This window comes from Corynebacterium sp. HMSC068G04, assembly GCF_001814885.1.
Taxonomy (GTDB): Bacteria; Actinomycetota; Actinomycetes; order Mycobacteriales; family Mycobacteriaceae; genus Corynebacterium; species Corynebacterium hiratae.
Map to the genome: position 1 here is coordinate 86,407 of NZ_KV818293.1, position 16,105 is coordinate 102,511.

Annotated in this window: 14 protein-coding genes; 11 read left to right on the plus strand and 3 right to left on the minus strand. The window is 60.1% G+C overall.

The window, feature by feature from the left end; all coding sequences use genetic code 11:
* Window positions 1-136: 136 nt before the first annotated feature.
* Entirely contained in the window at window positions 137-1,876 is a 1,740-nt protein-coding gene (locus HMPREF2993_RS01630) for a CYTH and CHAD domain-containing protein (RefSeq protein WP_070700677.1), read from the minus strand.
* Window positions 1,877-1,986: 110 nt separating this feature from the next.
* Window positions 1,987-3,063, minus strand: a complete 1,077-nt coding sequence (locus tag HMPREF2993_RS12955; protein ID WP_083318673.1) for a DUF2786 domain-containing protein — start codon at window positions 3,061-3,063, stop codon at window positions 1,987-1,989.
* A gap of 199 nt (window positions 3,064-3,262) precedes the next feature.
* Here HMPREF2993_RS12955 and HMPREF2993_RS01640 point away from each other — a divergent pair, with 199 nt between their 5' ends.
* The 4 genes from HMPREF2993_RS01640 (at window position 3,263) to HMPREF2993_RS01655 (ending at window position 8,592) form a co-directional block, all read left to right on the plus strand.
* Complete coding sequence (locus tag HMPREF2993_RS01640) at window positions 3,263-4,600, plus strand: glutamine synthetase family protein (protein WP_046647739.1); 1,338 nt, start codon at window positions 3,263-3,265, stop codon at window positions 4,598-4,600.
* Between the two features lie 7 nt (window positions 4,601-4,607).
* Complete coding sequence (locus HMPREF2993_RS01645; protein ID WP_070700682.1) at window positions 4,608-7,667, plus strand: bifunctional [glutamine synthetase] adenylyltransferase/[glutamine synthetase]-adenylyl-L-tyrosine phosphorylase; 3,060 nt, start codon at window positions 4,608-4,610, stop codon at window positions 7,665-7,667.
* A 140-nt stretch (window positions 7,668-7,807) separates the two neighbouring features.
* Window positions 7,808-8,125: a hypothetical protein gene (locus HMPREF2993_RS01650; protein ID WP_049154535.1), complete on the plus strand. Its 318-nt coding sequence runs from the start codon at window positions 7,808-7,810 to the stop codon at window positions 8,123-8,125.
* 29 nt (window positions 8,126-8,154) lie between these two features.
* Complete coding sequence (locus HMPREF2993_RS01655; RefSeq protein WP_070700684.1) at window positions 8,155-8,592, plus strand: hypothetical protein; 438 nt, start codon at window positions 8,155-8,157, stop codon at window positions 8,590-8,592.
* A 300-nt stretch (window positions 8,593-8,892) separates the two neighbouring features.
* Here HMPREF2993_RS01655 and HMPREF2993_RS01660 read toward each other — a convergent pair whose 3' ends face one another.
* On the minus strand, window positions 8,893-10,194 hold the full coding sequence (locus tag HMPREF2993_RS01660) for an MFS transporter (RefSeq protein ID WP_070517379.1): 1,302 nt from the start codon (window positions 10,192-10,194) through the stop codon (window positions 8,893-8,895).
* Between the two features lie 38 nt (window positions 10,195-10,232).
* Here HMPREF2993_RS01660 and thrC point away from each other — a divergent pair, with 38 nt between their 5' ends.
* The 7 genes from thrC (at window position 10,233) to HMPREF2993_RS01690 (ending at window position 16,073) form a co-directional block, all read left to right on the plus strand.
* Window positions 10,233-11,678: a threonine synthase gene (gene thrC / locus HMPREF2993_RS01665; RefSeq protein WP_070700687.1), complete on the plus strand. Its 1,446-nt coding sequence runs from the start codon at window positions 10,233-10,235 to the stop codon at window positions 11,676-11,678.
* 4 nt (window positions 11,679-11,682) lie between these two features.
* Window positions 11,683-11,835 (plus strand): hypothetical protein, encoded by a 153-nt coding sequence (locus HMPREF2993_RS13560; protein WP_168163144.1) that lies wholly within the window; start codon window positions 11,683-11,685, stop codon window positions 11,833-11,835.
* Window positions 11,836-11,863: 28 nt separating this feature from the next.
* Window positions 11,864-12,676, plus strand: a complete 813-nt coding sequence (locus tag HMPREF2993_RS01670) for a S1 family peptidase (protein WP_246822313.1) — start codon at window positions 11,864-11,866, stop codon at window positions 12,674-12,676.
* 18 nt (window positions 12,677-12,694) lie between these two features.
* Window positions 12,695-13,228 (plus strand): NUDIX hydrolase, encoded by a 534-nt coding sequence (locus HMPREF2993_RS01675; protein ID WP_070700708.1) that lies wholly within the window; start codon window positions 12,695-12,697, stop codon window positions 13,226-13,228.
* 115 nt (window positions 13,229-13,343) lie between these two features.
* On the plus strand, window positions 13,344-14,441 hold the full coding sequence (locus HMPREF2993_RS01680) for a DNA alkylation repair protein (protein ID WP_065422016.1): 1,098 nt from the start codon (window positions 13,344-13,346) through the stop codon (window positions 14,439-14,441).
* Between the two features lie 274 nt (window positions 14,442-14,715).
* Window positions 14,716-15,327, plus strand: coding sequence for an META domain-containing protein (locus HMPREF2993_RS01685; protein ID WP_070545497.1), 612 nt, complete (start codon window positions 14,716-14,718; stop codon window positions 15,325-15,327).
* Between the two features lie 167 nt (window positions 15,328-15,494).
* The gene (locus tag HMPREF2993_RS01690) at window positions 15,495-16,073 is read left to right on the plus strand and encodes an META domain-containing protein (protein WP_230308874.1); all 579 of its coding nucleotides are present in this window, start codon (window positions 15,495-15,497) and stop codon (window positions 16,071-16,073) included.
* Window positions 16,074-16,105: the final 32 nt, after the last annotated feature.

Below are 16,105 nucleotides of genomic sequence, written 5' to 3' on the forward strand. Positions count from 1 at the left end.
ACTCCTGCAGGACGCCCCATTGAGCGGCGGTAACTCAAAGCCAACGGCCCACCCCCTCGCGAGAAACGCGACGGAGTGGGCCGTTGAAATGTTTGTTCCACCTGCCGGGCGTTGCAGCGCGCCCAGCGGGGAGGAATTAGCGCAGCTTCTTGCGCAGCGGCTTGAACGCAGACTTGATGGCCTTGAAGCTCTCCGAGTAGGCGTTGAGCGCTTCCAAACCGATGGCGCGCTCACGCTGGTAGAGCAGACCATAGCCAAAGGTGTCCTCGCCTCGGCGTCGTGCGGTCTCTGCCAGTTCGAGCAGCTTGTCGCGAGAGGTCACCGAATCCTGGAAGTCTCCCAAGACTGACTGCATCTGCTTGCAGGCCTTGTAGAGGCTCTTCGTCTTCAACGAGGTTGCGGAACCAGCTGCCTCCGCCGCATAGCGCAGTTTCTTTGCTGCCTTGCGCATATCGTGGAAGTACTCTTCACGTTCATGTAGCGTCAGCTCGGTATTATCCCAGTTGGAGACTGCCTTCTTGTGGCGCTTGACCAGCTTGTCATAAGCCTGCTTGAGGTGCAGGGCCATCACCGTATCAAGATCGTGGGGCTCTTCGTCCTCATCTGGCTTGGCGTGCTTCGGCTCGTAGACCTTTGCTGACTCTTGTTCTTCCTCTTTTTCTTCAGTGGGGGCAGCAGACGCCGAATCGTCGACCGCAGAGTCTTCCGCCTCGCCGCTGGCAGAGGTGCTGTCGGCGTCAGCGGGCGTGTCTTCACCAGCAACCGGCGGGTCGGAGAGGAAGGCATCCAATGCATCGAGCAGAGCCAAGTATTGATCGGAATCGAGCGCGGCGATGACTCGGCGATGCGCGCGGCGGTAGGCGCGGCCCATGTCGTGAGCAATGTGTTCGCGGGTGGCTTCATCAAGGACGTCGGAATCCTCGGACGCGAGGAGGTTCTGCCAACGTTCCTCCACGACCTCGGCGTCACGGGCGACGCCCAACATGGCCGCAAGTTCCTTCAGGTCTGACTCAATGCGCTCGATTTCGGGGCCCACCACAATGCCGTGGAAGGTCTGCAGGTGGCTGCGCAGTTCACGGGTAGCAACGCGCATTTGGTGAACCGAATCCCACTCATCGCGGCGAACCCGTGGATCATATTCGACGAGCTTGTCCCGGTTGGCTTTCAATGCGTCAACAACCGCTGCCGCGGGTGAGCCCGGTTCCACGTTGGACGTGGCAAGCGACGGGGGAAGCTCGACATTATTGACGGATTCACCCAATGCCGACTTCAACTTGGACGGCGAGGAAGAAATCCGAGCCCCAGAGCTAATCAGTAGGGAAGTGGCGTGCCGCAGTAGAGCGCTGCCTTCCTTGGATCCAGGGAGTTCCCCAGCGAGCTCGACTTCCCACTCACGCCAGGTGCTCTGGGAGCCACCCGGAAGGAAGGAGAAGGCGGTGACATGGTCATCACAGAACTCAGCGACCGGCTGGTCATCGGCGTTGACAAGGAGCAATTCGGTGCGGTTGTTGTCGACCTGCGCAATGGGCTCCAGCGGATGATTGCGGATCACTGAGCGAACCTGGTGGAGAAGCTCGGCCGGAACCTCGTACTTGCCATCAATTGCTTCGCCGAGTTCGGCACGAATTTCGGTGCGGCCTTCGGCACCGGGGATCTTGATGTGCCAACCGTCATCATTTCCACCGGTGCGACGGCGCAGCGTGATCTTGGCGTGGGTAAGGCGAAGGTCCTCCGTGTCGTAATAGATCGCCGACAATGATTGGTGGCGGGTTTCTGCTACTCGGGCAACCTCGTCGAGGTTGGTGAGATCGGGCGCCGGCGTGGCTTCATCCACGGCGAACTTGGCTTCGATTTCAAGGAACGTCTTCGGAGACATGTACACACCTTCGTCGGGGAGCGAAAATTTAAAGAGGAGGCACAAAACCTCTACACTTCCATCTAGTTTACCTAGTCATTAGAGCACTTGTGCCAGCCTTTGAGCCCGCCCTAACGAGTGAGTTGGGCACGTCCTGCCAGCCCTGAGGAATCACCACTTAAATGAGACCTTTCCGCAGCGGATGCCCCGGCGGACACGCCTGCTCGGCTCCCCATAGCTAAAGATATGGTGCGGGCGTTGGGAAAGAGCTGATCTACTACCGCTTCTGCGCTACGCCGACGATCTTCCACCGCTGATAAAGACTGTTGGGCAAGGAATACTGCATCATGCCTAGTCCCCGGGTTCCGTGCTGTGGAAGCTGTCGCGTCTGTACTTTGTGGCCCCAGCGTGGTGTTTGCCTCATCTAAGAGCTGACCGATTCGGGTGGCATAAGACAAAATGAAGCTTCGGCGAAAAGCTGCAACATTGCCGTCTTGGCGTGCGCTTTTCGCGTGTTCTCCGTGGTGCATGTGCCACTCACACTGCCGAAGAAGTGAAGCGAAGAGGTCGGTGACATGGTGGACGTCCTCTTTAGCGCCGAAGACTGTGATGATCCCTTTGGGGTGAAGTTGCAGCACAGTGCATCCATTGCGATCGGCGATGACGCTAAGAAGTGTGGTCTTGTGCTTAATATAGGGGGCGCTGATATGAAGGCGCGTGGAAACTACGGAGCTGGGCGAAGCGTCGAGAGCACCATCGATCCGGTGTCGTTGCCGCAGACTTTGTGCCTTGGCAATGAGCGCACTGGCTTCTTCCTCGTAGGGAGTGGATTCGGCCTTCCGCAGAAGGTGGGAGATTTTGGTGCGGATTTTATCCTCCTTGCTGCCATGCGCTGACTGGGAGCTATTTCTCTCAGGCACGAGCACGTCAACGTCACGAAGTAAGGGAAGCAACATGGTTGCTTCGATGAGTCGCGTCAGTTCATCGGTGGACATGGTCATCGAAGCAGGCGGAGTGAGGCTCAACCACTCTTTGCGCAACGCAGTGGAACTAATCTGTGCGGGCACCTGGCCGGCGGCACGATAAATGAGTGGGTGGCAAAAGTCGCCCACGACGTGAAGAAGATCCTTAGGAGACCATCCTCGCTGGGCCGCCTGGATAATGAGGTCGAGTCCTCGCTCGCTCAGTGTTGCGTGGTTGGTGTTCATGGAAATCACATTCCTATCTTTGTTCGTACATCAGTTTGGATATGGGGCCATTCAAGCATGTGACAGCGACAAGGGTTTGGAAGGTCGAAAAAATTTGCCCCCGAGTTACTCTTGCCAACTGGGTCGATAGGTGACGCTGCGGGGGCAAAAGAGCAAACGCCCAGCCGCGGCTTCGGTGCGCGGCGGTAGGGTTTAAAACATGAACAGCCAACACGAATTCGTCCTTCGTACAGTTGAAGAACGCGATATCCGCTTCATTCGCCTCTGGTTCACTGACATCCTGGGGGCGTTGAAATCTGTGGTGATGAGCCCCTCCGAATTGGAATCTGCCTTCGAGGAAGGTGTTGGCTTCGATGGCTCCTCGGTGGAGGGATTCTCCCGTATCTCAGAGGCCGATACTATCGCCATGCCGGATCCCTCAACGTTCCAGATCATGCCCTTCGATAAGGAAGAGCCAGAGCTGTTGTCAGCGCGCATGTTCTGCGACATTACCCAGCCCGATGGGCACCCTTCCCTGGTGGATCCACGCCACATCCTGCGCCGGCAGGTCACAGAGGCGGCCAATGAAGGGTTCACGTGTAAGGCCTCACCGGAGATCGAGTTTTATCTCCTTGAGGATGCGCGTGATATCAACAACCTCATTGCCACCGACAACGGCGGTTACTTCGACCAAGCCACCCACGATAACGCCCCGAGTTTTCGCCGCCGGTCGATGTATGCACTGGAATCCATGGGCATCGCTACGGAATTCAGCCACCATGAAACCTCACCCGGGCAGCAGGAGATCGACTTGCGTCATGCTGATGTGCTGTCCATGGCAGACCACATCATGACGTTCCGCTACCTCATCAAGGAGGTGGCTTCCCAGCAGGGCGTGCATGCCACATTCATGCCCAAGCCTTTCGAAGACCGCTCGGGATCGGGAATGCACACCCACCTCAGCCTGTTTGAAGGCGATTCCAACGCCTTCCACGACCCCGACGATGAGATTTCCCTCTCCAGTACGGGACGGCAGTTCATCGCCGGCATTCTTGAGCATGCAGTGGAAATGACGGCGATCACCAACCAGTGGACCAACTCTTACAAGCGCCTGATGTTTGGCAGCGAAGCCCCGGGGTCGGTGACCTGGGGCGTGTCCAACCGCTCGGCCCTCGTCCGAGTACCGACCTACCGCCTGTCCAAGGAAATGTCGCGACGGGTGGAGATCCGCTCTCTAGACTCAGCGATGAACCCCTACCTGGGATATGCGGTTCTCCTGGCCGCCGGATTGCGCGGTATCAGGGAAGGGTATGAGCTCGGTGATCCGGCCGAGGACAATGTCCATCAGTTGACCCGCCGTGAGCGCCGTGCGATGGGGTACAAGGACCTGCCCAGCAGCTTGGACCAAGCACTCCGAGAGTTTGAACGCTCCGAATTCATGGCAGAGGTCCTCGGCGAGCACGTCTTTGAATACTTCCTGCGCGCGAAGTGGGACGAGTGGCATGAGTATCAGCAACAGATCACCGCATTCGAATTGCGCAACAACCTGAACTTCTAGGAGAAGCATGCGTCCTGTGTCAGTACCGTCCCCGGCGACTCTCGGCCTTACCCGGCCAACTGCTGCGGAGGATCTTTCCCGTCTCGAGTGGGATAATCCAGAATCCCTGGAGCTGCTGTGGACACTGGCCGGAACCGGTGATCCCGACATGGCCCTCAACACGTTGATGAGGATCTTCGAGGGAGCGCCCGAGATTGGGCCGGCGATGCGTGAAGACGAAACCCTTCGAGTTCGGCTGCTTGCCCTTTTGGGCGGCTCCTCGGCGTTCGGTGATCACCTCGCCGCCCACCCGGAGACCTGGCAAGAACTGCAACGCCCGTTGCCTACCCCAACGGAAATGCTGAACACACTATTGGACGAGGTGGGGGCGGAACCGGCGACGTACGCAGAGCAACCAGACCGCCCAGACACGGCGAACCCCGAGCTGACATCGCCCGGCACCTACCGCGCATCCCCTGGTGACCACAAAGCATCTCTCAAGGTGGCATACCGGACGCTGATGATGCGCATCGCCGCGCATGACCTCGCCGGTACCTTCCACTCCCGCAAGGGCCAGTCGCGCCCACAGCCGCGAGTAGGTTTCCGAGAGGTCACCAGGCTGACGACGGCTCTCGCAGATGCCGCCTTGACTGCCGCACTCGCGGGTGCGGTCCGTGTGGTCTATGGTGATGAGCCCCTCGATGCGCAGCTGGCAGTTGTCGCGATGGGCAAGTGTGGCGCGGGGGAGTTGAACTATATCTCCGATGTGGACGTTATCTTCGTGGGCTCGGAGGCGACGCCGAAGGTTACGCGCTTAGCATCGGAGTTCAATCGAATCGGCTCTGCCTGCTTCTTCGAGGTCGACGCCAACCTGCGTCCGGAAGGAAAATCCGGCGCTCTCGTCCGAACTCTGGATTCGCACGTGGCCTACTACAAGCGATGGGCGGAGACCTGGGAGTTTCAGGCACAACTGAAGGCGCGACCGCAGACCGGCTACCTGCCCCTAGGCAAGGATTATGTGAGCCAGATCGGGCCCATGGTGTGGACTGCCTCGCAACGGGAGTCCTTTGTTGAAGACGTACAGGCTATGCGCCGCCGCGTGCTCGAGAACGTCCCGGAAGAGATGCGCCTTCGAGAACTCAAACTGGGGGAGGGCGGTCTGCGCGATGTAGAGTTCGCAGTCCAATTGCTGCAGTTGGTGCACGGTCGCTCGGATGAATCGTTGCGCACGCTCGCGACGGTCGATGCACTCGCCGCACTCGTGCGCGCCGGGTACGTAGGGCGCGAGGATGGCACCCAGCTCATCGAGGCCTACGAGTTTCTTCGTCTGCTGGAGCACCGCCTCCAATTGGAGCGTTTCCGCCGAACACATACGTTGCCGGCGAAGGATGACAACACGGCGCTCGAGTGGCTGGCCATCAACTCGGGCTTTCACCCGCAGGGCCACCAGTCGGCGGCGGACCGGATGAACATCCATCTCCGGAAGATTCGCCTGCTTATCTCTGAGCTCCACTCGCGCTTGTTCTACCGCCCGCTGCTCAATTCCGTGGCATCGATGTCAGCGGACGAGCTCAAGCTGTCGCGCGAGGCAGCCCTCCTGCAGCTGGCAGCGCTGGGCTATCGCCATCCGGACAGAGCCTTCGAGCATCTGACTTCTTTGGCCGCGGGCCAGTCGCGCAAGGCCCGCATCCAGGCCATTTTGCTGCCCACGTTGATGGAGTGGCTCTCGAGCACCGCGGATCCAGACATGGGCTTGTTGAACTACCGCAAGCTTTCGGAGGCAGCTTACGACCGAACCTGGTTCCTGCGCATGCTTCGCGACGAAGGCGTCGTCGGCCAGCGCCTCATGAAAATTCTGGGCACCTCGCCGTTTACGTCGGAGCTCATCATTCGGGCGCCAGACGTCGTCAAGCAGCTCTCCGACGGCGCGGCGGGGCCCAAGCTTCTGGAAACCAAACCCGAGCAAGTGTCCTCTGCTTTGGTCAATTCCACCAAGCGTCATGCGGATCCGGACAAGGCCGTCTCGGTCGCGCGGTCTCTTCGCCGCGCGGAGTTGGCACGAATTGCCGCAGCGGATCTTCTGGGATTCCTGCCGGTTCAGCAAGTCTGTTACGAGTTGTCCACCATCTGGAATGCGGTGTTGGAGGCAGCGCTCCGCGCCGAGGTCAGGGCGTGGCGGCTGGAGAACGACAATGACGAACCACCGGCTCGCATCGCCGTGATCGGCATGGGGCGGCTCGGTGGCATGGAGCTGGGTTTCGGTTCGGATGCCGATGTCATCGTGGTAGCGGAGCCAGTTGCAGGCAACCCCGAAGAGGAGGCGCTGCCCTGGGCCATCGGCATCATTGAGAAGCTGCGCCGCCGCCTGGCAAAACCGTCCGGCGATCCGCCCTTGGACGTTGACCTAGGTTTGCGGCCAGAGGGGCGCTCGGGAGCGGTCGCGCGCTCCATTGAGTCCTATGAGCGCTACTACTCACAGTGGGGCGAGCCGTGGGAGATGCAAGCGCTGCTCCGCGCTGCCTTTGTGGCGGGTGATGAGGACGTTGGCCAGCGTTTCCTCACCATGGTGGATGCTTTCCGTTACCCGCCGAAGGGCGTGAGCGAGAAAACCATTCGTGACATTCGTCGCATGAAGGCGCGCGTTGACAATGAGCGCCTACCGCGCGGCGCGGACCGCAATACCCATACCAAGCTGGGGCGCGGTGGGTTGACGGATATCGAATGGACCGTCCAACTGCTCCAAATGATGCATGCCCACGAGGTACCGGCGCTGCATGAGCCGTCCACGCTGCGCGTCCTCGATGCCCTCGAAGACAATGAAGTCATACCCGTGCACCAAGTACAGGAGCTGCGGGAAGCCTGGCTCCTGGCTACCGATGCCCGAAACGCTTTGGTATTGGTTCGCGGCAAGCGCGTGGACCAGCTGCCGGCACCGGGGCCGCAGCTGGCGCAGGTGGCTGGCGCTGCAGGGTGGGATCCCGAACATAACCAGGATTTTCTCGACCATTACCTCAAGATCCCCCGCCACGCCCGCAAGGTGGTCGATGAAGTGTTCTGGGGGGAGGCGGAATCCTTCGAGCACGACTAAGAGCTGCTGTCCTACCCCCTTAGCCGGACCCTGAGCCTACCCGGATCTATCCCTGATCTTGGTGCCGTGCCCTGTTCATACCGGTGCTAAGCCGATAGCCTGGGCAGCAGTTACTTTCCCAGCCTTCTAAGGAGCACACTATGAGCCTCAACCTATCCCTCGACCTGAACGATGCCACCCTCGCGGACCTCGAAGCCTTCCTTGCCGCGGCCCGCGCTGCTGGGTGTGATCCCGCAGCCGCGCTGAGCGTGGAGGGGACGGTGATGCACGTGGACGTCGCCAAGCCCCGCGTCCGCCCCGACGTTTCGAAACCTGATACGCCACGTCGCACCAACCTTGACCGCTCCGCAGCGGAGTCCACCATCCGTTCCATCATCGATGCCCTCTCTGAGCGCCTTGATCCACCGCACCCTCCGCACGGGACTTCCTTTGGGACGTTTGGGCCGAGCGTGGATTAATCCGATGAGCTATAGGGAAGCCTAGAATTATGCCCGTGAAGTCCAAGCAGATCATCGCCGTATGGGTCCTCGTGGTGGCGGCCGTCATCACCGTCGTCGGCGCAGGCTGGTGGGTCACGGAGAGGAATCACGTACCGGAGGGAGCACTGACGGTGGAGCAGGTCGTCAATGGTGGCGTGCCGCAGGATCAGTCGGTGAATGCCCACCTCGACCCCACCGAAAATGACCGCATCGTGGCCCTGGCGGAGGCGCTGGGGATCCCGTCGGAATCGGTCCCTCGTGGCCTGCTTTCAGTGGCGTCGGATAGGTACAGGTCCCGCCAGGTCCTCGAAGCCGATCTGGACAAGGCCGTTGAGGCGGGCGCCATCACGAAGGAAGAGGCCAAGGGGGCGCTTTCTGCCTTCGACGCTGGCGTCGTCGCTCCGGTGGAGGGGCCGATCTTCGTGGAATCGACCCCTGCTGAATAGCCCCCGGCTGGCAACGCTGGCACTGAAGTCACAGGGACTGGCAGGAGATGCGCAGTCAACGAGGATTTGCCTTGCAGCCATGGCTCTTAAGCTCACACGCACAGATAACGAAACGATAAAGGTTGGTGCGTTGAAGTGGAGAAACGACGAAAACTGCGCGAGCTTCTCAGGACCGCAGTGGGAGTGAGCATCGCCATCCTCGTTCCCATCGGCGGCGGGCTGGGCGTCTTCGAAGTGGCCAACGGGGTGCCCCTTGAGGCTTCGTTGAGCGCCCTGTCCCTCCAGTAGCCCAGCCTTGTACTAACTCACCTGGATGATTTTGGCGTGCGGGCCGTCCTCCTCGCCCCGGCTGCGCAGGACGTGCGTGATGAGGACACCTGCTATGCCGATGCACCACACACCGAAGACTGCCCAAGCGGCAAGCTGGAAATCAGAGAACGGATAATCCGGCCCATTGCCCAAGTGGTCCAGTACTACGCCGACCAGCTGGGCGCCGATGACTGTGGCCAGGAAGCCGCCCATGTTGCCCAGGCCCGTTGCTGTGGCGACCACCTTACGGTCGAGGTTTTCGCGGACAATGTCGAATCCATAATTTGCCACCGGTGTGCACAAGGACACCACGCTGATGAGGATGATCAGTGAGAGGTAGCTGCCGCCGAAGAGGAAGAACAGGACCCACACCGTGCAATGCACAGCCACAAATCCTAAGGCGAGCCAGGGGCGGAAACCTCTGGCCCTGGACGATAACCTGCCGTGCAGGGGGCCTACCAGCACCATGCACACGGTAAACCACGTCAGGGCCCAACCGGCGCTGGTCTTGGAAAATCCCATGCCCGCCGTCATCATGGGCATGCCCCACAGCATGACAAACACGTTGGTGGCGGCAAGACCGACCCAGTGAATGAAGAATGCCTGCCAGGCCACGGGCGAACGGAAAACCTGGGAGAGCAGTGCGCCCATGCTCTCTGGCTGCGCGTTCGGCTTTTCCTTCGGCTTCTTTACGATTCCGAGCGTTTCCGGGGAATCAGCAACTGCCACCGCGGCGGCGACAGCGATGAGAATGCCCACCGCGCCCAAGGTAACGAAGGCCAAGGTCCATCCGCCCCAGCCCAGAAGCATGGCAAAAGGTAGGGCAGAGATAAACTGACCCAGCTGTCCCAGGGAGGAGGTGACCTGCGTGAACATGGGGGTGCGGTGCAGCGGGAACCAGTAAGGCAGGATGCGCATCACCGACAAGAAGGCGGTGGCATCACCCGCGCCGATGAGCAGACGGGCGGCAATGGCTACCCAATAATTGCTGGTGAAACCGAGGCTCACCTGGCCCACGCCCATGATGATGGAACCAATGACTAGCAGGCGCCGCGGGCCGAACTTATCGATGAGCATGCCCGTCGGGATCTGCGCCAGTGAATAAATTCCCAGTTGTACAGAGGTGAAAACAGCAATGCGCGAGGCATCGACCTCGAAGCGATCAATGGCCTCAAGCCCCGCGACGCCAAAAGATGTGCGGCCGGTAATTGCCACGATGTAGACCAACACCGCAGCTACCCACACGGAGAGAGCCTTAGTGGTAATTACATTGCGAGGATGAGGAACCGACATGGCTGATACTTTACGCGTCACCAACTAAGATGCAGGGGGTGAAGTACATTTCGACCCGCGATACCGACCGCCAGCCCGCCTCCTTTACGGATATCCTCCTCGGAGGTCTGGCCCCTGATGGCGGCCTCTACCTGCCGGAAACTTACCCCCGCATCGATGACGCCACCCTGACTAACTGGCGCCAGACGCTGGCGGAGGGTGGCTACGCGGCCTTGGCCGCGGAAGTGCTCAAGCTTTTTGTGGATGATATTCCCGCAGAAGACCTCGAAGGAATTGCCCAGCGCGCCTACACCTACCCCAAGTTTGACCACGAGGAGATCGTCCCCGTCAGCGAACTGGGCGAGGGCCTCTACATTGGCCACCTCTCTGAGGGGCCAACGGCCGCCTTCAAGGACATGGCCATGCAGATGTTGGGCGAACTCTTCGAATACGAGCTGGCCAGCCGCGGCGAAACCCTCAACATTCTGGGTGCTACCTCGGGTGACACCGGTTCCTCGGCGGAGTATGCCATGCGCGGGCGCAAGGGCATCCGCGTCTTCATGCTGACCCCGGCTGGGCGCATGACGCCATTCCAGCAGGCCCAGATGTTCGGCCTGGATGACCCGAATATCTGCAACATCGCTCTGGACGGCGTGTTTGATGATTGCCAGGACGTGGTCAAGGCGGTATCGGCCGACGCCAACTTCAAGGCCGAGAACCGCATCGGTGCGGTGAACTCCATTAACTGGGCCCGCCTCATGGCGCAGGTGGTGTACTACATCAACTGCTACCTCAAGGTCACTACGGAAAACACCGAAAAGGTCTCCTTCAGCGTGCCGACCGGCAACTTCGGCGATATCTGCGCCGGCCACATCGCTCGCCAGATGGGGCTGCCCATCGACCGCCTCATTGTGGCAACCAATGAAAACGACGTGCTCGATGAGTTCTTCCGCACCGGCAGCTACCGTCCGCGCTCCTCGGAGCAAACCCACAAGACCTCGTCGCCGTCGATGGATATTTCCCGCGCCTCCAACTTCGAGCGCTTCGCCTTCGATCTGCTAGGCCGCGATGCCGCACAGATCAAGGAGCTGTTCGGGACGAAGGTGAAGGAAGGCGGATTTAACGTCGATAAGCAGACGCTTGAGGCCGCCCACGCGGAGTACGGTTTCCTGTCCGGTTCCTCCACTCACGCGGATCGCCTCGCCACTATTAAGGATGTCCACGAGCGCTACGACGTGCTGGTGGATCCGCACACCGCGGACGGCATCAAGGTCGCCCGCGCGGTACAGGAAGAATATGGGGTCGACACCCCCATCATCTGCCTAGAGACCGCCCTGCCGGTGAAGTTTGCGGAGACCATCAAAGAGGCCATCGGCAGCGAGCCGGAGGTGCCGGAGCGTTTCGCCGGCATCTTGGACGCCGAGCGCCATGTGACGGATCTGCCCAATGATGCAGCGGCGGTGAAGGACTACATCACGCAGTACATCAGCAACACGGAGGTTTAAGACAATGGGACAGGAACAATTCTCGGGCCCGGAGTACTTCACCGAGTTTGATCCGGAGAAGTTCATCCGCGACATGAAGCAGGTCGCTGAGATGGAGAAGGAAAATAAGGAGAATAAGGCGGACTCGGGTGAGGCTGCATCCGCGAAGGAAGACTAGCCGGCGCCTCCTTGGGATACTGAGCACAGTGGGGTTGGCACTGGCCGGGTGCACCGTGCCGATGGGCGCCGGACCCGTACAGAAGGCAGCCTCCAGCTCAGCTGTCTACTCCACCGTGGCGCCAGCTGAGCCGCAGGTGCATTCGCCGGATGCCTCCCCGGTGCCACCGGGCGCGGCGTTGGATATTTCGACCACCCAGCCCGTGCCCGGCGAAGCCTTTGACTTCAACCTGTGCACGGTGGCGTGGAGCTTCGTGCTTGACGACGCCCGCACCATCGCCGTCACCGCTTCCCATTGCGGTGAGCCGGGGGACACCGTGTGGGCAGGCGCTGCCGACGGTGAATTTGTCTACCCGGCAGAGCCCGTCGGCACCATTATCTACTCCGATCTCAGCGCGCCGGAAACACACCAGCTGGATTTCGCTTTGGTGGAGATCACCAGGGAGGCTGAATTTTACGTCCCGCGGGACATGCCCACCACCGTTGTCGCGGCGGATGAACACATGTTGCCTGACAGCGTCTGCAAGCTGGGCCGCATCACCGGTGAGACCTGCGGCCCGCTGACGCACCGTGAAGGGCAGGGCAAACTCCAGTTTGATGACCGCACGGTGGAGACCGTCGCGGCGCGCGCCCAGGTGTGCTCCACGCACGGCGATTCCGGGGCTCCGGTATATGGTGCGCCGGGCAGCCCTTATGAGGACGTGATTGTGGGGGTGCTGTCGGGCACCACTGATGCGGCAGCCAGCAGTGAGGGGTGCGCGGATGGTTCGGAAGCACAGATGTCGTTTACACCTGCCTCCAAGATCGAGGAACTTCTGCCGGAGATTCTGGCGCAGGTCTAAGGCGCTAAGATGGTGCCCATGCCCACTCCTGATTTTATTGTGTCCCTGCGTGAGAAAATTGGTCACGACCAGCTCTTTTTACCCAGCGTGACCGCGGTTATCGTGCGGGCCGTGCCCACGGGTTCCGCTATCTGGGAGTTGCCCTCGGTGCTGCTTGCCCAGCGTGCCGATAATGGCACGTGGGCTCCCGTCTCCGGTATCTGTGAGCCGGGTGAGGAGATTACGACGACCGCGCTGCGCGAGGTCAAGGAGGAAGTGGGCCTCGATGGCCGCATCGAAGCACTTCTCGGCGTGGGCCAGGTGGGCCCAGTAGTCTGCCCCAATGGGGATAAGTGTCTCTACATGGATACCTCCATCCGGGTCTCCGTGCCGGACGACGCCGAGCCGGTCATCTCCGACGAAGAGAACCTGGCCGCGCAGTGGTTTTCGGTGGCGCAGATGCCGACGTCTGTCAGCGCCCGCCACCGCATGATCATCGGGGACGCCGTGGCGCAGATGAAGCACCCGCAGGGCTTCCGCCCGCGGATGGGATATGTCAAGCGCACCACTTAAAAGGTTTTCTCCATAAGCATTGATGTGAGGGCACTGGATCTAATTGGTGTATCGAGGCGGCAATCCTTAATCCTGCCGCGAAAAAGTCTCTCCGCGCCGGGTAACATGCACAGCTATGGCTCCCAAAATGAAGGACTACTTCAACGCTGACACGGCACAAAAACTCGGTGCACAGCTTGGAATTGACGGCGAAGAGTACGCCGCGTGGGTCGCGCCGCGAGTCGAGGATTTAGAGATCCTGGACCGCGTGACCGTGTTTGCACAAGGGCTTCGGGAACAGCTCGGCGGGGATTATGTCGGGGTGATTGGCGGAATCGTCGATAAGCTTGGGCCCGAGCTTGCGGAGGGGGAAGGTTACTTCAACCACGCATTCCACCTGTGGCCGGTGAGCCGTTTCATCGAGCTGTACGGGATAGATGAGCCGGAGGTTTCTTTAGATGCAATTGAGGCGCTCACCAGGGTGTTCACCGGTGAGTTCGCGGTGCGTCCCTTCTTAGAGCGCTACCCAGAGCTGACCATGGCCCGGGTGAATGAGTGGGCTGGTTCGGACAGCCACAACGTGCGCCGCCTGGCTTCCGAGGGCATCCGTCCGCGCCTGCCGTGGGCAAAGGTGCACGCGCCGTTTGTGGCGGACCCCTCGCCGATCCTTCCGGTCCTGGGCCGGCTGTACGACGATGCGTCGCTGTTCGTGCGCAAGTCCGTAGCCAACAACCTCAACGACATTGGCCGTACGCACCCCGAGTTGGCTCTTGCAACCGCCTCGCGATGGGCAGACAGCGGATCGTCGCACGCAGCGTGGGTGGTGGAACAGGGGTTGCGCGGGCTGATCAAGCGCGGCAATAAGGAGGCCCTAGAGCTTGTTGGCTTTTCTCCGTCCACCGCCGTCACCGCCACCCGCCCCGAGTTCCCCCACACTGTGGCCATTGGTGAAAAGGCGACTCTTTCAACGACACTCACCAACACCGGCGATGCGCCCGCACATGTGCTTGCAGAGTATCGCGTGCACTTCCTTAAAAAGAACGGAACCCGGAAGCCCAGTGTGTTTCGCCTCGGCAAATACACGCTTGATCCGGGCGAAACCCGAGTGGTGACCAAGACGCACCCGTTTCGGGTCACCAGCACACGCACCTACTATCCGGGCACGCAGGCCTTAAGCTTGGTGATTAACGGCCGCGAAGGCGAGCAAGTGGAATTTGAGCTAACCCAGTTGTAACCGCGGCGCTAGATGACTGCACCAAACCCTGTGAGTGTGCCCGCCACTTTGTGGGGCTCGATCGCCCTTCTCATCATGTTCTGACTGCGGATGGGATACGTCAAGCGCGCCTCTTAATCTGGTTTTAGTGCTTTAAACAGGTGTTTATGCTGCCAGCCTGGCTGCGGCAAGCGGGGAGAACTGGCCTCCGGCGACATTGGGAGAACGTGTCAATATCATGGGAAATGCATAAAAAACATTGCTATATGAAACTATCCCGCATAGCTTCAGGATCATGTTGTCACTCAGATTCAAGAAAGTAACCATCGCCACAACCTTCGCCGCATTCGCTGGCACGGCACTCGGAACCGGGGTTGCCTCCGCGGCAGAGCCTTCTTCTGGAATCTCCTTCGGCTCCAGCTCCGGTGAGCTGGCACAGCTGAGCTCCACACTGTTTGGTAGCTCGAAGCCTGCTCCGGAAAACCCCGAAAACCCAGAAGCGCCGGAAGGTTCTGGCCTGATTGAAAAGGCAGAGGACGTGGAGGGCCTCACAGAACCGCTGACGGCAGAGCAAGCCAAGGGGGTTCTCAACGGCAGCTTCGTTGCGAAGAAGAACGATAAGATCGGGCTTTCCTTCCAACCGGATGGAACCGTAGGAGTTTCTGATGGTTGTAACCTCGGTAACGGTACATACTCTATCGCGGAGGACACCGGCGCCCTAGAGATCAAAGACGTCATTACCACTATGAAGGCTTGCGAGCCGGACGTGATGGTCGATGTTCACGATTTCAACGTCATTGTTCCGAAGAAGCCACAGGTCTATTCCATCGATGACACCACCATCGCATTGGTCAAAGATGGGCAGGCAATTCAGTTCGTCAAGGTCGATACCCCTGAAGAGAAGTAAATAACCTTCCTTATCAGTGGCCAACCCCCAGCGGGAGGTTGGCCACTTTCTGTGTTTTAGTCTGCGGCCTGTAAGGGGATGGGGGAGTTGTAGAGTTGCCTCAAAATATCATCGGAAACGCATGAAATGGGTTGATGTCGGCGGCCGTGGCCGATAGCTTCGGGGCCATGATTTCACGCACACTGAAGAAAGTAACCACTGCAACCGCGTTCGTCGCCCTCGCCGGCGGCGTCCTGGGCGCCGGTACTGCCGGTGCGCAAGAGCTGTCCTCCGTCGATTCCCCGCAGTCCAGCCAGATCCAGGAGCTGAGCTCCCGCCTCTTTGGCGGTCCGGGCACCCCGGAGGACTCTGAAGCGCCGGAAGGCTCCGGGCTGATTGAGAAGTACGAGGACGTCGACGGTCTGCAAGACAAGCTGCCGGCTGATGAGGCCCAGAAGGTTCTCAACGGTACCTTCACCGCAAAGAAGAACCCAGAGATTTCCGTGACCTTCAATTCCGATGGAACCCTCGCCTACAACGATGGCTGCAACTCCGGTGGCGCTAGCTACAAGCTGGATCAGACCGATGCCATTGTGGTGGAGAACCTGAACTCTACGTTGCGCGCATGCTCCCCGGATGCCATGGCCGACGCCGATGCGCTCAAGGCTATCCTCTCGGCCAAGCCCGTTGTCTTCCCCCTAGAGGGAAACAACTACGCACTGGGTAGCCAGGGCCAGGTCATCCAGTTTGAGAAGGCCGAGAACTAAGGCTTCCTAAGCGTCCAGCATTTCACGTGGCG

What these genes read in the sequence shown, in the direction of transcription:
- HMPREF2993_RS01630 (WP_070700677.1), bottom strand. Translation starts at nt 1,876, where the DNA reads ATGTCTCCGAAGACGTTCCTTGAAATCGAAGCCAAGTTCGCCGTGGAT.
- HMPREF2993_RS12955 (WP_083318673.1), bottom strand. Translation starts at nt 3,063, where the DNA reads ATGAACACCAACCACGCAACACTGAGCGAGCGAGGACTCGACCTCATT.
- HMPREF2993_RS01640 (WP_046647739.1), top strand. Translation starts at nt 3,263, where the DNA reads ATGAACAGCCAACACGAATTCGTCCTTCGTACAGTTGAAGAACGCGAT.
- HMPREF2993_RS01645 (WP_070700682.1), top strand. Translation starts at nt 4,608, where the DNA reads ATGCGTCCTGTGTCAGTACCGTCCCCGGCGACTCTCGGCCTTACCCGG.
- HMPREF2993_RS01650 (WP_049154535.1), top strand. Translation starts at nt 7,808, where the DNA reads ATGAGCCTCAACCTATCCCTCGACCTGAACGATGCCACCCTCGCGGAC.
- HMPREF2993_RS01655 (WP_070700684.1), top strand. Translation starts at nt 8,155, where the DNA reads ATGCCCGTGAAGTCCAAGCAGATCATCGCCGTATGGGTCCTCGTGGTG.
- HMPREF2993_RS01660 (WP_070517379.1), bottom strand. Translation starts at nt 10,194, where the DNA reads ATGTCGGTTCCTCATCCTCGCAATGTAATTACCACTAAGGCTCTCTCC.
- HMPREF2993_RS13560 (WP_168163144.1), top strand. Translation starts at nt 11,683, where the DNA reads ATGGGACAGGAACAATTCTCGGGCCCGGAGTACTTCACCGAGTTTGAT.
- HMPREF2993_RS01675 (WP_070700708.1), top strand. Translation starts at nt 12,695, where the DNA reads ATGCCCACTCCTGATTTTATTGTGTCCCTGCGTGAGAAAATTGGTCAC.
- HMPREF2993_RS01680 (WP_065422016.1), top strand. Translation starts at nt 13,344, where the DNA reads ATGGCTCCCAAAATGAAGGACTACTTCAACGCTGACACGGCACAAAAA.
- HMPREF2993_RS01685 (WP_070545497.1), top strand. Translation starts at nt 14,716, where the DNA reads ATGTTGTCACTCAGATTCAAGAAAGTAACCATCGCCACAACCTTCGCC.
- HMPREF2993_RS01690 (WP_230308874.1), top strand. Translation starts at nt 15,495, where the DNA reads ATGATTTCACGCACACTGAAGAAAGTAACCACTGCAACCGCGTTCGTC.